Origin of the sequence: Amycolatopsis nigrescens CSC17Ta-90, assembly GCF_000384315.1 — a bacterium.
GTDB classification, from domain to species: Bacteria; Actinomycetota; Actinomycetes; order Mycobacteriales; family Pseudonocardiaceae; genus Amycolatopsis; species Amycolatopsis nigrescens.
On record NZ_ARVW01000001.1, the window covers coordinates 3287923 to 3301812 of the forward strand.

The following is a 13890-nucleotide window of genomic DNA, read 5'->3' on the forward strand; positions in this document are numbered from 1 at the left end:
TCAGCGGCTCCGGCCAGCCTGGCCGCATGACCGAAAACACCAACAGCACCGTGATCGCGGGCGGCCCCGAAGACTTCCTGACCGTCCGGCACCTGACCCTGCGCGGTGACCAGCTGAGCATCGGCCGGGCGCTGGCCGAGGAAGCGCGGACCAGGGCCGGCTGGGCGCCGTCCGCCATCGACCCGGTGCTGAACCGGGCGCGCTGGGCCTGGTTCGAGCGCAACTGGCCGCAGCACTTCGGCAGGCTGTCCGGGATCGCGGCGGCCTACGGGATCGACCCGGAGCGCGACGACGTCTGCCTGGACGGGCTGTCCGGGCTGCCCGCCGGCTCGGGCTGTTCGGCGGCGTGGTGCCCACCTTCGGCCGACGGGCCAGGGCTGCTGGGCCGCAACTACGACTTCTTCACCCTCGGCGCAGGCCAGCTTGGCGCGGTACTCGCCGGTGACCAGTCCGCCGCAGTGCCCGCCGTCGACGGTGAGCTGCCGATGGCCGCGCGGCCGTACGTGCTCACCACCGTGCCGGACGACGGTCTTGCCTCCACCGTGCTGACCATGGCCGAACTGGACGGCTGCATGGAGGGCATCAACGAGGCCGGGCTCAGCGTCGCGCTGCTGCTGGCGGATGTGGAGAACACCGCGAACGCCGGGATGCCGGAGGCGGCGGTGCCGCAGGCCGGGCTGAACACCATCCAGCTCCCCCGCTTCCTGCTGGACACCTGCGAAAACGTGGCGCAGGCCAAGCAGGCCCTGCTCGGCGCGAAGCAGTACGACTTCGGCGTCCCGCTGCACTACATCATCGCCGACGCCGCCGGGGACGCCTTCGTCTGGGAACGCGGCGCGCACGACTCCGAGCACATCGTGGAGGTGGCGGACGGCCCGCTGTGCGTGACGAACCACCCGCTGCACCTGCACCCGGACGTCGACGCGCTGCCCGCCGACAACGCGAACACCTTCCGCACCTACGAACGGCTCGCCACGATCACCAAGGAGGTCTCCGGCGCACCGGGTTCGGACACGCTGCTGCGCGACGCGCTGGACCGGGTGGCCGTGCAGCCGGCGGCCGAGCCGTGGCGCACCCTGTGGCGAACCGTCTTCGACCTCGGCGCCCGCACCATGAGCACCCGCTTCTACCTCGGCGACGAAGCCGGCTACACCGGTGAGCTCGTCTTCGGGACCGGCAGGTGAGCATTTCGAACGCCCGCAAATGGGGCAGCCTGGCGGTCTGCTGCCTGGCGAACCTGCTGATCGCGATCGACATGACCGTGCTGCACCTGGCCATGCCGAGGCTGCTGGAGGACCTGCAGCCCTCGGCGTCGGAGTTCCTGTGGATCTCCGACGTCTACGGGTTCGCGCTGGCCGGGCTGCTGATCACGATGGGCAACCTCGGTGACCGGATCGGCCGCAAGAAGCTGCTGCTGATCGGCTCGGCGGTGTTCGGCTGCGCGTCCGTGCTGACCGCGTTCGCGCCGAGCCCGGAGCTGCTGATCGCGGCGCGGGCACTGCTCGGCGTCTCGGCCGCCACCCTGATGCCGTCCACGCTTTCGTTGCTGCGCAACGTGTTCACCGACCCGAAGGAGCGGACCGCCGCGATCGGGCTGTGGAGCGGGGTGGTCATCCTCGGTTTCGGGGCCGGCCCGGTGATCGCCGGCTCGCTGCTGGCCGAGTTCTGGTGGGGCTCGGTGTTCCTGGTCAACGTGCCGGTGGTGCTGGTCATCCTGGTCGCCGGTGCGCTGGTGCTGCCGGAGTCGCGAAACCCGGCGCCGCACCGGCTCGACCCGCTCAGCGTGCTGCTGTCGGTGGCCGGCATGGTCGGCGTGGTCTACGCCGTCAAGGAGATCGCCTACCAGGGGTTCGACCGGCCGGATGTGCTGGTGGCCGTGGTGGTCGGGATCGGCGGGCTCGGCCTGTTCCTGCGGCGGCAGAGCACGCTGGCGCAGCCGCTGGTGGACGTGCGGCTGTTCCGGCAGCGGGCGTTCTCGGCGACGGTCGGCACCACGATGATCGCGATGTTCGCCCAGCTGGCCATGTCGCTGGCGTTCGCGCAGTACTTCCAGCTGGTGGCGGGCTGGTCCCCGTTGCAGGCGGGGCTGGCCGGGCTGCCCGGCATGGCCGGGGCGCTGGTCGGCGGGGTACTCGCCGGAGTGGGGGTTCAGCGCCTCGGCCGTGGCCCGACGGTGGCCGTCGGGCTTGCGCTCTCCGCGCTCGGGTTCGGCTGGATCGCGCAGGTCGGGGTGGTCCTCGACTACCCGTACCTGGTGGTCGGCATGGTCGTCTCCGGCACCGGGCTGGCGCTCACCCTGACCGTGGCCACCGACACCGTGCTGGCCACGGTGCCGAAGCAGCGGGCCGGCGCGGCCTCGGCGATCTCGGAGACCGCGACGGAGCTGGGCGGCGCGCTCGGGATCGCGATACTGGGCACCGTGCTCGGCGCGGTCTACCGGGGTGCGCTGAACCTGCCGGCCGGGGTGCCCGCCGAGGCGGTGGCGCCGATCCGGGACTCGCTGGGCAGCGCGACGGTCACCGCGGCCGGGTTGCCGGCCCAGCTGGGCGGGCCGGTGCTGGAGACCGCGCGGGAGTCGTTCGTGACCGGTATGCAGGTGACCATGTACTGCTCGGCCGGGCTCGGCGCGCTGCTCGCGGTGAGCGCGCTGTTCACCCTGCGAGGGCTGCCCAAGGTGATCGAAGAACCGACCGAGACCCCGGTGCCCGCCGCCACGTAGGCTTGCTGCCCGTGCGCAGTAACGATCGCAAGAGTGTGCTGGTAGTCGGCGGCGGCATCATCGGACTGGCGGTGGCCTGGGAACTGACCCGCCGCGGTGACCGGGTCACCGTGCTGGAGAAGGAAGACCACTGGGCCGCCCACCAGACCGGGCACAACTCCAACGTGGTGCACGCCGGGCTGTACTACAAGCCGGGCTCCTTCAAGGCCAAGATGTCGGTCGCCGGCAATCGGTCCATTGTGGACTTCGCGCGCGAGCACGGGGTCGGTTTCGAGGTCTGCGGGAAACTGGTGGTCGCCACCTCCGAGGCCGAGTTGCCCGCGCTGAACGTGCTGGCCGAGCGGGCCGAAGCCAACGGCGTGCCGGCCAAGCTGGTCTCCCAGGCCGAGGCGCTGGAGTACGAGCCCGAAGTGGCCTGCGTACAGGCACTGCGCGTGGAGTCCACCGGGATCATCGACTTCCCCGGCGTCTGCGCCGCTCTGGTGCGGCTGCTCGAAGACGCCGGCGCCGAGCTGCGGCTGAACACCCCGGCGCTGGGCATCCGCGCCGGTTCGCGCGGCGGGGTCGAGGTGGCCACCGGCCAGGAGGTGCTGCGCGCGGACGCACTGGTGAACTGCGCGGGCCTGCAGTCCGACCGGGTGGCGCGGCTGGCCGGGCTCACCCCGAAGGCCAGGATCGTGCCGTTCCGCGGTGAGTACTTCGAGCTGCGCCCGGAGCGGCGGCACCTGGTGCGCGGGCTGATCTACCCGGTGCCCGACCCGACCCTGCCGTTCCTCGGCGTGCACCTCACCCGGATGCTCGACGGCAGCGTGCACGCCGGGCCGAACGCGGTGATCGCGCTGCGCCGCGAGGGCTACCGCTGGCGGGACTTCTCCGCCAAGGACCTCAGCGAAGTGGCCCGGTTCTCCGGTGCGTGGCGGCTGGCGAAGAAGTACGCGTACCCGATCGGCCTGGACGAGGTGCTGCGCTCCTTCTCGAAGCGCCGGTTCGCGGCCAGCCTCGCCAAGCTGGTGCCCGCCGTGCAGACCGAGGACATCGTGCGGCACGGCTCCGGCGTGCGGGCGCAGGCGCTGCTGCCGGACGGTTCGATGGTGGACGACTTCCTGATCGAAACCGCCCCGAACCAGGTGCACGTGCTCAACGCGCCGTCCCCGGCCGCCACCAGCGCCCTGGAGATCGCCAAACACGTCGCCGCCGCCGTCTGACGCGCTTCGCGTACGAGCCCAATGTGACGTTTGGTGTCTTCTATTGGCCGAACGTCACGTTGGGCGTGTTCGCTAGGCGGCTGGGAGGCTGGCGCTGAGCAGGGGTAGGGCCTCTTTGAGTTGGTCGCAGCGCTGGGCGACGTCGGTGTCGTGCCCGCTGGTGACCTTCACCGAGGACTTCTCGCCGAACGCGAGCACGGCCGCGCAGTGCTTCTCCGCGCCGCCAGCGCCCGGAAACAGCGCCCACTGGCGGCCGCCGGCGTCGACCTGCTCGGTGGACGTCTCGCCGTAGGACGCGTCCTCGGCGGACCGGTCGGGCATCACCGACACGTAGAACAGCACGAACCCGGTATCCGCCGCCGGTTCCCACTCGCAGCCCGGCGGGGTGTCGGTGCCCGAACGCCCCTTGCCGGTCTTGCGGCCTGCCGGGGCGAGCTTGAGCTCGGCCAGCTGCTCGGGCTTGAGCAGGTCGCAGGGCTCCACCGCGGCCAGCGGGCTGGGCTGGGCCTTGGGCTTCGACGGCAACGGCGGCGCGGGCGCGCCGCCAGGCAGGTGCGACGCGACCTGCGGTGCGGCGGCCTTCGCCAAGTCGCAGGACTTCGTCTTGTCGTCGCTGTTCTCGCTGGACACCTCGACGAACGAGTTCGCGGACAGCTTCACGTACAGCCCGCAGTAGGTCTCGCCGATCAGGTTGAGGTACCGCTCCCAGGTCAGCCCGCCGAGCTGCACCGTCTCGATCGGCTGTTCCGCGCCGCCGCCCTGGTACTCCTCCAGCGACTGGTCGGTGCTGTACAGCACGCCGAGCTCGTCGTCGGTGTCGGCTTCCGGGTCGGTCGGCCGCCACTTGCAGCCGGGTGGCAGCCGCTGCTGCGGCCGGGCCTTCTGGAACTCCGGCGGCGCGTCCACCCCGAGCGCGGACGCCTGCTCGGGCGTGAGCAGCCGGCACGGGTCGTTCGGGTCGGCCGCGGGCTGCGCTGGCGGCTGGCCGGGGGCCGGCAGGGCGCTGCCCGCCGTGGTGCTGGTGCAGCCGCCAACTACGGCCGCCACGACGAGTACCGAAGCCGCGAGGGTGGCACGCCGGAAGTTCACGTCCTGGATCCTCCCCTAGGTGCGCGGGTGTTGCCGCCGGATTACCGAAATCCGGGCCGATCGCCGCGACCGTCTCGGGCGGGTTACGTCGCGTTACCCGGCGATGAAGCCTTGGCCCGGCATCTTCGCAGTTCAGCCGCGTGAACCTAGCGTAGTGGTTACTTCCGGTGGCTGGACGACGAGGAGCGGCACCATGGACCGTGAGCCGCTCGACCCCTGCACGCCGATCGCACCTGCGCAGACCGGGATCGGCGTGGTGACCCCGTTCGACTTCGCGCTGGACCGCGAGCTGTGGCGCTGGGTGCCCGCGCGGGTGACCCTGCACATCACCCGGCTGCCCTACCTGCCGGACCCGGTGACGGTCGGCCAGGCCGCCGCGCTCGGCAACCCGCACGGCGTCCGCCGGGCCACCCGCGACCTGCTGGTGCCGCAGCCCCGCGCGGTCGCGTACTCCTGCACCTCGGGCAGTTTCGTCGGCGGCGCCCGCGGGGAGCGGGCGCTGGTGGACGCCATGCTGGCGGCGGGCGCACCGGCCGCCTGCACCACCTCGGGCGCGCTGGTGCGGGCCTGCGCGGAACTCGGGGTGCGCAAGCTGGCCGTGGTCACGCCCTATGTGGACGAGGTGACCGACCGGCTGCTGGCTTTCCTCGCCGAGTCCGGAGTGCGCACCACCGCCGCGATCGGGCTCGGCCTGCTCGGCGAGATCTGGAAGATGTCCTACGCCGACGTGCTGGCCGCGGCGTCCGGATTGGACACCTCCGGCGCGGACGCGCTGTTCATCAGCTGCACCAACGTGCCGACCTTCGACCTGGTCGCCCCGCTGACGCGGCGGCTGGGCATCCCGGTGCTCACCGCGAACCAGGTCACCATGCACGCCGCGCTGCGCCTCGCCGGTGTCCCCACCGGGCAAATAGCCGGCTATTTGCCCGGTGAGGCAGCGCTCAGCGCACCGGCGTGAGCAGCTCGCGGCCGCCGAGGAACGGCCGCAGCGCCTCGGGCACCCGCACCGAACCGTCCTCGAGCTGGTGGTTCTCCAGGATCGCGACCAGCCAGCGGGTGGTGGCCAGCGTGCCGTTCAGGGTGGCCGCGGTCTGCGGGCGGCCGTTCTCGTCCCGGTAGCGCACGCTGAGCCGCCGGGCCTGGAAGGTGGTGCAGTCCGAGGTCGAGGTCAGCTCGCGGTAGGTCTCCTGCGACGGCACCCACGCCTCGCAGTCGAACTTGCGGGCCGCGCTGGTGCCGAGGTCGCCGGCCGCGGTGTCGATCACCCGGTACGGCACGTCGATCTTGGCCAGCATCTGCTCTTCCCAGCCGAGCAGCCGCTGGTGCTCGGCCTCGGCGTCCTCCGGGCGGCAGAACACGAACATCTCCACCTTGTCGAACTGGTGCACCCGGATGATGCCGCGGGTGTCCTTGCCGTACGAGCCGGCCTCGCGCCGGTAGCAGGACGACCAGCCCGCGTACCGCTTCGGCCCGGCGGAGAGGTCCAAGATCTCGTCCGCGTGGTAGCCGGCCAGCGGCACCTCGGAAGTGCCGACCAGGTACAGGTCGTCGTCGCGCAGCCGGTACACCTCGGCCGAGTGCGCGCCGAGGAAACCGGTCCCGGCCATCACCTCGGGCCGCACCAGCGACGGGGTGATCATCAGCGTCAGGCCGTTCTCGGTGGCCTGCGCGGCGGCCATGTTCAGCAGCGCGAGCTGCAGCTGGGCGCCGATCCCGGTGAGGAAGTAGAACCGCGAGCCGGAGATCTTCGCGCCGCGCTCCATGTCCAGCGCGCCGAGCCCCTCGCAGAGCTCGAGGTGGTCGCGCGGGGTGAAGGCGAACTCGGGCGGCGTGCCGACGTGCTTGAGCACCTCGAAGTCGTCCTCGCCACCGGCCGGCACCCCCGGCCGCACCAGGTTCGGCACCAGCCGGTGCAGCTCGTCGAACTCCTCGGAGGTGACCACCTGCTCCTGCTCGGCGGCCTTGACCTGCGCGGCCAGCTCCTTGCCCTCGGCCAGCAGCGCGTCCCGCTGCTCGCCCTTGGCCCCGCCGATCCGCTTGCCGAGCTGTTTCTGCTCGGCGCGCAGCTTGTCCGCACGGGCGATCGCGGACCTGCGCCGGGAGTCGAGGGAGAGCAGCTTGTCCACCACTGCCTCGTCTTCACCGCGGGCGCGCTGCGAGGCGCGCACGGCATCCGGGTCTTCGCGCAGAATCCTGGGGTCAATCACGAGGACAGAGGGTAGTCGCAGCGGTTCCCGGCCCTCCAGGCAGTTTCCCCGCGGAGTCAGCTCCCGTCGCGGACGAAGCCGGCGACGACCTCGGCCAGCCGTTCACCGGCGTCCTCCTGGAGGAAGTGCCCGGCACTGGTGATCGTGGTGTGCTGCCGTCCCTTGGCACCCCGGTACTCCCGCAGCAGCGGCTCCATCCCCGCGGTGATCGGGTCGCCGTCGCTGAACGCGCACAGCACCGGAAGGTCCGATGTGGACAGTTGGCGGACGGCGGCCCGGTTGGCCTCGGTGGCAGGGTCGTCCGTGCTGGTCGGCACCAGGCCGGGCATCGCGCGCGGGCCCGCCTTGTACATCTCGTTCGGGAACGGCGCGTCGTAGGCGGACTTGACCTCATCGGACAGCTCGGTCCTGGTGCCCGCCTGTACGAACCGGCCGATGTCCATCACCTGCGCGTTCTCCACCGCGTCGTGGAAGGCCCACCAGAGCTTCGGCATGTCGTGGTCACCGGTCGGCAGCCCGGTGTTCGCGGCGACCACCCTGGCGAACCGGTCCGGGTGCTCCGCGGCGAGGCGCAGCCCGATCAGCCCGCCCCAGTCCTGCCCGACCAGCGTGACGTCGCGCAGGTCGAGCGCGTCGAAGGCAAGCGCGCGGGTCCACTCCACATGCCGGGCGTAGCTGTGGTCCGCGATCTCGGCCGGCTTGTCCGAACGACCGAAGCCGACCAGGTCGGGCGCGATCGCGCGCAGCCCGGCGTCGGCAAGCACCGGCAGCATCTTGCGGTAGAGGTAGGACCAGGTCGGCTCGCCGTGCAGCAGCAGCACCACCGGCCCGTCCGGCGGCCCCGCCTCCACGTACGCGTGCCGCAGCAGCCCGCCGTGCGGGTCTTCGATGTCGGCGTACTTCGGGTCGAAGTCGAAGTCGGGCAGGTCGGCGAACCGGTCGTCCGGTGTCCTCAGTAGGCGCACGCCTACCACCCTAGGGGGTGAGCACGGCCGAGTCAGGAAATGCCGACCGCCACCACCAGCCCGAGCGCCAGGTGCGCGGCGGCGACCACGATGGTCACCGGCGCGAACTGCTCGCTCTCGATGGTCGAGCCGACGTCGATCCTGGTCGCCCACTCCAGCAGCCGCACCGCGAGCACCTGCACGATGATGCCGATCAGCCCGTAGGTCAGCGAGGTGATCAGGCCCTCGGTGAGGTCACTCGCCGAGTTGAAGATGGCGACGACCACGATGAAGGCCATCGACAGCAGCCCGGAGGCGGTCACGATCACCGCGTTCGGCAGGCCGCGGCGGACCAGGTCGGACAGCTTGCCGGGGGTGGTCCAGTCGATCGCGTAGAAGCCGATGAACATCAGCAGCAGGCCGACCACACCGTAGAGCAGGATCGCCCCGATGCCTTTGACGAGATCGGTGCCGAAGGTTTCGGACAACGCGAGGGTCGTGCTCACAGGTTCTCCCAGGAATCGCAGAAGTGTCGCGCGTGGATTGTGCCGTCCTGGGAGCTTCTATCACGACTCGGGGATGCGATGTGGGACAAAAGCGGCACCGTCGTCGGTGACCAGACCCGCGGTCTCCCTGATCCCGAGCCCGGCCGCGTTGTCCCCGACGATCCAGGCACCCAGCGCCGGACGGTAGCCGTCGAACTCGGGCAGCGGGTCGAACGCCTGGTAGACGTACCCTTCCGCGCCGTAGACCCCGCCGGTCTGCGTCTCGTAGCCGGTGGCCACGATCTGCACGTTCGCGCCTTCACGGCCCAGCTTCGGCTTGCGCACGTACTCGGTGAGCAGGCCGGGGTCGTCCACGAACGCGGGCAGCAGGTTCGGGTGGCCGGGGTAGTTCTCCCAGAGCACTGCCAGCAGCGTCTTGTTCGACAGCAGCATCTTCCACAGCGGCTCGACCCAGAGCGTCTGCGGCAGCGACGCGGCGACGGACTTGCCGAACTCCTCGTCCACCACCCACTCCCACGGGTAGAGCTTGACCACGGTGTTCATCTGCACCTCTTCGAGGTCGACGAACCGCTTCAGCAGCGGGTCCCAGCCGATCTCCTCGATCGCCAGCCCGACCGTGTCCAGCCCGGCCTCGGCCGCGGTCTCCTGCAGGTACGCGGTGGTGACGTGGTCCTCACCGGTGGGGTCCGCGGTGGACCAGGTGAAGTGCAGTTCGTTGGAGGGCAGCAGGTCCTTGATCTCGGCCCACCGCTCGACCAGCCGCTCGTGGATGGAGTTCCACTGGTCGTCCTCGGGGAACACCTCGGTCTTCCAGTGCCACTGCACCACCGCCGCCTCCAGCAGCGAGGTCGGGGTGTCCGCGTTGTACTCCAGCAGCTTCGCCGGGCTCTTCCCGTCGTAGCGCAGGTCGAACCGCCCGTAGACGTGCGGGTCGCGGCGCTTCCAGGACTCCTCGATGTGCGGCCACACCCACTCCGGGATGCCGAAGTCGGCGTAGCGCTCGGTGAGCACCACGTTCTCCACCGCTTCCAAGCACATCGAGTGCAGAAGCTCGACGTCCGCCTCCACGGAGAGCACTTCGTCCATCTCGAGCACGTAGTGCACCGACTCGTCCCAGTACGGCCGGGACTGCCCGGACTCGTACCGCGCGGGCGTGCCGAACACCAGCCCCTGCTCTTCGACGGTCCGCTGCCAGTCCCGCCGAGGGGTGCTGGAATCCCTGTGCAATTAAGAGCCCCCGCTCTTTCCCGTGCCGCCAGTGCTGCTCTTGCCGCTGATGCCGAGGCCGCCGCGCTGGACGGACTTGCCGGACTTGGTGGTCACGTTCGCGTTCGCCGGCTTGTCGAAGCTGCCGCCGGAGACCCTGCTGCCGACCGCGCCGGTGCCGCCGTAGTTGTAGCGGTACTGCCCGCCGCCCATGAACAGCGGCAGGAACATGAACCCGCCGCTGACGTGCCCGCCGTGGCTGGTGACGTAGGCCTCGTCGCAGTAGTCGTCGTTCTGCACGACGATGTCGTTGCCGTCGGTACAGGAGGCCTGCACGTTCTCCGGCTGCGCGACGGTGTAGTAGGTCGCGACCAACCCGACCAGGCCGACGGTGACCCCGCTGCCGATCAGGATCTTGCGCTTGGTGGCCGACTTGCGGTCCGCCGCCGCCTGCGCGATCTCGCGTTCTTCCTCTTCCTGCAGCGCTTTGCGCCGGGCGCGCTGTTCGGCGACGCTGGGCTCGCGCCGGGTCGCCGACTCGGCGTCCTGAAACCGCATCGAGCCGCGCTGGGGCTGCTGCTCCGGGGTCTGGTCGCCCCCGGGCGTGTTGTCTTCCGTCATCGACCGCTCCATAACCGCTGGCCACCACGAACACGAGCTACTGTGCCTACTGTGCCCTGTGCATCCAGACTAGCCACCCACCGGCGGCCAGGTGCGGCCGACGCAGGCATCATGGAATAGATGTCCGACGAGCCAGGGCGGTTCCGCACCGCCAAGCACACGCTGCGTACCCGGCTGGTGATGGCCGGTGTTTTCGTGGGCGCGTTGCTGGCTCTCGGGCTGAGCGTCACCTTCTCCTGGAGCAATGACGTCAAGGGCGGCGGAGGCGGCGGCAAGGCCGAGATGTCGAAGGCCGCGAAGGAGGCCTTCCACTCGCCCACCGGCAGCTGCCTGACCTGGGCCCAGCCGGACGCCGGCGACATCCACAAGGTGTCCTGCGCCGAGCCGCACCTGTCCGAGGTGACCGGGGTGGTGGACATCGCGGACCGGTATCCGCCGGGTGCGCCCTCGCCGGATCTCCAGCTCTGGCGGGAGATCGCCAACGAACGCTGCACCGACGGCACCGAGGCCTACCTCGGCAAACCGCTGGACCCCGAGGGCAAGCTCACCATCAGCGCGCTCCGCCCCGGCGACGACGAATGGGCCGCCGGCGACCGCCAGCTGCGCTGCGTGCTGCAGTGGGCCGGGCCCGGCGGGAAGCTGCAGACGCTGACCGGGCCGGCCGCGGAACAGCCGCAGTCGAACGTCTGGCCCACCGGGAGCTGCCTGGCGCTGACCGGCAAGGTGCCGGGCGACCCGATCGACTGCGCCCAGCCGCACGCCTACGAGATGGTCGCCGAACTGGATCTGAAGGAGAAGTTCTCCGACTATCCGGACGAGGACGAGCAGAAGGCGTACCTGGACACCGAGTGCAACAAGGCACTTGAGGAATACACCGGCGGCACCGACCTCGCCGCGCAGAAGGTGATCCTGGCCTGGGATCTGCGCTCGCAGGAGAGCTGGGACGCCGGTTCGACCACGGTGAACTGCAAGGTCGGCGCGAAACTGGAGGACGGCAGCGGGCTCGCCCCGGTGACCGGCAGCGTGAAGAAGGCGCCGGACCCGACATCCGCCCCGATGGAGTCGGGCACCGACCAGTCGTCTCCAGCACCGTCCAGCAGTTCGAGCGGCGGATAGCGGATGCCGGTTGAGATGACGTCGACCCGGTTCGACGAGCTGGTCTCCGACGCGCTCGACCAGCTGCCGCCGGAGTTCGCCGAGGCGATGGACAACGTGGTCGTGCTGGTCGAGCCGTACAACGAGGAGGCGCCGGACATCCTGGGCCTCTACCACGGCATTGCGCTGACCGAGCGCACCTCGGACTACGGCGGGGTGCTGCCGGACCGGATCTCCATCTACCGCGAGCCGCTGCTTCAGATGTGCGAGGACGAGGAGCACGTGGTGGAGGAGGTGCTGGTGACCGTGGTGCACGAGGTCGCGCACCATTTCGGCATCGACGACGACCGGCTGCACGAACTCGGCTGGGGCTGAGCGTCAGCATTTCTGCTTGATCAGCAGTCAGTCACGTAACAAATACGCTTCGTATCCCGATGGACTTTTGCGGTAACAGTTGGTCATGCGACGATCGCCTTGAGTGGTTCGCCAAGTTCGGTCTGTCCGGGGGCACGGGATGAACCCAGCGAGGAAGTCGGCGCGCGGCGAACGCCGGCTGAACTGGCTGCTCGCCTCCAGCGCGGTGTCCAACCTCGGCGACGGCATCGGCAAGGTCGCCTTCCCGCTGCTGGCCGCCACGCTCACCCGCGACCCGCTGCTGATCGCCGGCCTGTCCGCCGCCCAGTTCGTGCCCTGGCTGCTGTTCGCCCTGCTGACCGGGGCGATGCTGGACCGGGTGGACCGCCGCCGGGCGGTGCTGGTGGCCAACCTGGTGCGGGCGGTGGTGGTCGGCGCCACCGGGTTGCTGGTGCTGACCGGCTCCGCGTCTATCTGGCTGGTGTACCTGGCGGCGCTGCTGATCGGCACCGCGGAGACGGTGGCGGACAGCGCGGCGAACGTGCTGATCCCGTCGGTGGTCGAGCGGAGCAGGCTGGACGCGGCGAACAGCAAGCTCCAGGGGTGCGAGATCGTCGGCCAGACCTTTCTCGGCGGCCCGATCGGCAGTGTCACCTTCGCCGTGTTCGCCGCCATGCCCTTCCTGTTGAACTCGGTCGGGTTCGCCGTCGCGGCCGCGCTGCTGCTGGGCATGGCGGGCAGCTACCGGCCGCGGCGGCCCGCCGGGGAGCCGGTGCGGCTGCGCACCGAACTGGCCGGCGGGCTGCGCTGGCTGCGGCACAACCCGTTGCTGGTCCGGCTGGTGCTGATCGCCGCGCTGGTCAGCCTGACCACCGAGCTGGCCCAGGCCCAGCTGGTGCTGTACGCGTTGGAGGACCTGCGGCTGAGCCCCGCGGCGTTCGGCCTGCTGGCGCTGGCCGGCGGGCTCGGCGGGCTGGCCGGTGCCGCGGTGGCCCCGGCGCTGATCCGGGCGTGCGGCCGCCATCGCGTGCTGGCCGGCGGGGTGCTGGCGGGTGGGCTGGCGTTCACCGCGATGGGGTTGTGCCGGGTGGCGTCGGTGTCCGCCGCGCTGTTCGGGCTGTTCGCGGCCGCGGTGGTGGCGGTGAACGTGGTGCTCGGTTCGGCGAGGCATTCGCTGGTGCCCGGTGAGCTGCTCGGCAGGGTGCTCGGGGTGTGGCGCACCGCGGTCTGGGGCGCGATCCCGGTCGGGGCGCTGCTCGGCGGCCTGCTCACCCGGTGGCTCGGCGGCCCGGCGTCGACCTTCCTGACCTCCGGTCTGCTTCAGCTGGCGCTGGCCGGTTTCGCCTGGTACTCGCTGCGCGGCTTCTCCTTGGAGAGCCCGCCGGTGCCGGCGCGGCGGGAGCCGGCGGCGCAGGCGGCACCGGTGGCGCGGTACTCGGACCGCTCCGGGTAGCGATCGGCAACGATCCGGCCGCAATCCCGAGGCACCGGCAGCCGGGTGGGGTGGAATGGCAGCTTCCACCCAGGCCAGCGGAGGTTCGATGGATCAGGTGCCCGAGCCCGGCCCGTCCCGCCGCCCGCTGGTGCTCGCCGCACTCGCCGGTTTCGTGCTCGGCAGTGGGGTGCTTGGTCTGTTGTGGTCGCTGTCCGGCCCGTCACCGGGGCCGGCGGAGGACGCCAGGGCCGCCTGCGGTGCGCTGACCAGGGCGGGCGGACTGCCTGAACCCGGCGAGGGCAGGGCGGCGTTGCAGCCGGGTGCGCTGCGTCAGATCACCGCCGCGCGGGAGCTGGCCACCGCGGCCGCCGAGCTGAACGCCACCTACGGCGCGCTCGCCGATCACCTGGACGGGGTCAGCCGGATGGTGGTCAGCCTGAACTTCGCCGACGCCGGTGGGCGGCGGCACCTGGCCAAGGCCCAGGAGCTGTGCTCGCGGCTGTGACGGC

14 protein-coding genes are annotated in these 13890 nt (G+C 70.9%); 8 read left to right on the forward strand and 6 right to left on the reverse strand.

Going from position 1 to position 13890, the window contains the following annotated elements:
• The first annotated feature begins 26 nt into the window (after positions 1–26).
• The 3 genes from AMYNI_RS0115285 to lhgO are packed head-to-tail and all read left to right on the forward strand — an operon-like array spanning position 27 to position 3924.
• A complete protein-coding gene (locus AMYNI_RS0115285; protein WP_020668892.1) occupies positions 27–1184 on the forward strand; it encodes a C45 family peptidase in 1158 nt (385 codons plus the stop codon).
• Positions 1181–2719: an MFS transporter gene (locus tag AMYNI_RS0115290; protein ID WP_020668893.1), complete on the forward strand. Its 1539-nt coding sequence runs from the start codon at positions 1181–1183 to the stop codon at positions 2717–2719. Before AMYNI_RS0115285 ends, AMYNI_RS0115290 begins: the two co-directional genes overlap by 4 nt.
• 11 nt (positions 2720–2730) lie before the next feature.
• Positions 2731–3924, forward strand: coding sequence for an L-2-hydroxyglutarate oxidase (lhgO, locus tag AMYNI_RS0115295; RefSeq protein WP_040406917.1), 1194 nt, complete (start codon positions 2731–2733; stop codon positions 3922–3924).
• A 72-nt stretch (positions 3925–3996) separates the two neighbouring features.
• Here lhgO and AMYNI_RS0115300 read toward each other — a convergent pair whose 3' ends face one another.
• Entirely contained in the window at positions 3997–5013 is a 1017-nt protein-coding gene (locus AMYNI_RS0115300; RefSeq protein WP_020668895.1) for a DUF3558 family protein, read from the reverse strand.
• A gap of 193 nt (positions 5014–5206) precedes the next feature.
• Between AMYNI_RS0115300 and AMYNI_RS0115305 the strand changes: the two genes are divergently transcribed.
• Entirely contained in the window at positions 5207–5971 is a 765-nt protein-coding gene (locus AMYNI_RS0115305; RefSeq protein WP_020668896.1) for a maleate cis-trans isomerase family protein, read from the forward strand.
• Here AMYNI_RS0115305 and serS read toward each other — a convergent pair.
• From serS to AMYNI_RS0115330, 5 genes are read right to left on the reverse strand one after another with little or no spacing between them, the layout of a single operon-like run.
• A complete protein-coding gene (gene serS / locus AMYNI_RS0115310; protein ID WP_020668897.1) occupies positions 5955–7220 on the reverse strand; it encodes a serine--tRNA ligase in 1266 nt (421 codons plus the stop codon). The genes AMYNI_RS0115305 and serS overlap by 17 nt on opposite strands.
• A 56-nt stretch (positions 7221–7276) precedes the next feature.
• The gene (locus AMYNI_RS0115315; protein ID WP_020668898.1) at positions 7277–8185 is read right to left on the reverse strand and encodes a haloalkane dehalogenase; all 909 of its coding nucleotides are present in this window, start codon (positions 8183–8185) and stop codon (positions 7277–7279) included.
• 32 nt (positions 8186–8217) lie between these two features.
• Positions 8218–8670, reverse strand: coding sequence for a DUF350 domain-containing protein (locus AMYNI_RS0115320; RefSeq protein WP_020668899.1), 453 nt, complete (start codon positions 8668–8670; stop codon positions 8218–8220).
• Between the two features lie 60 nt (positions 8671–8730).
• Entirely contained in the window at positions 8731–9897 is a 1167-nt protein-coding gene (locus tag AMYNI_RS0115325; protein ID WP_020668900.1) for a glutathionylspermidine synthase family protein, read from the reverse strand.
• The gene (locus AMYNI_RS0115330; RefSeq protein ID WP_020668901.1) at positions 9898–10497 is read right to left on the reverse strand and encodes a hypothetical protein; all 600 of its coding nucleotides are present in this window, start codon (positions 10495–10497) and stop codon (positions 9898–9900) included.
• A gap of 120 nt (positions 10498–10617) precedes the next feature.
• On the opposite strand from AMYNI_RS0115330, the gene AMYNI_RS0115335 reads away from it, so the two are divergent.
• The 4 genes from AMYNI_RS0115335 (at position 10618) to AMYNI_RS0115350 (ending at position 13886) form a co-directional block, all read left to right on the forward strand.
• Entirely contained in the window at positions 10618–11613 is a 996-nt protein-coding gene (locus AMYNI_RS0115335; protein WP_020668902.1) for a septum formation family protein, read from the forward strand.
• Positions 11614–11616: 3 nt separating this feature from the next.
• On the forward strand, positions 11617–11967 hold the full coding sequence (locus AMYNI_RS0115340) for a metallopeptidase family protein (RefSeq protein ID WP_020668903.1): 351 nt from the start codon (positions 11617–11619) through the stop codon (positions 11965–11967).
• A 139-nt stretch (positions 11968–12106) separates the two neighbouring features.
• Entirely contained in the window at positions 12107–13399 is a 1293-nt protein-coding gene (locus AMYNI_RS0115345) for an MFS transporter (RefSeq protein ID WP_020668904.1), read from the forward strand.
• An 88-nt stretch (positions 13400–13487) separates the two neighbouring features.
• On the forward strand, positions 13488–13886 hold the full coding sequence (locus AMYNI_RS0115350) for a hypothetical protein (RefSeq protein ID WP_020668905.1): 399 nt from the start codon (positions 13488–13490) through the stop codon (positions 13884–13886).
• Positions 13887–13890: the final 4 nt, after the last annotated feature.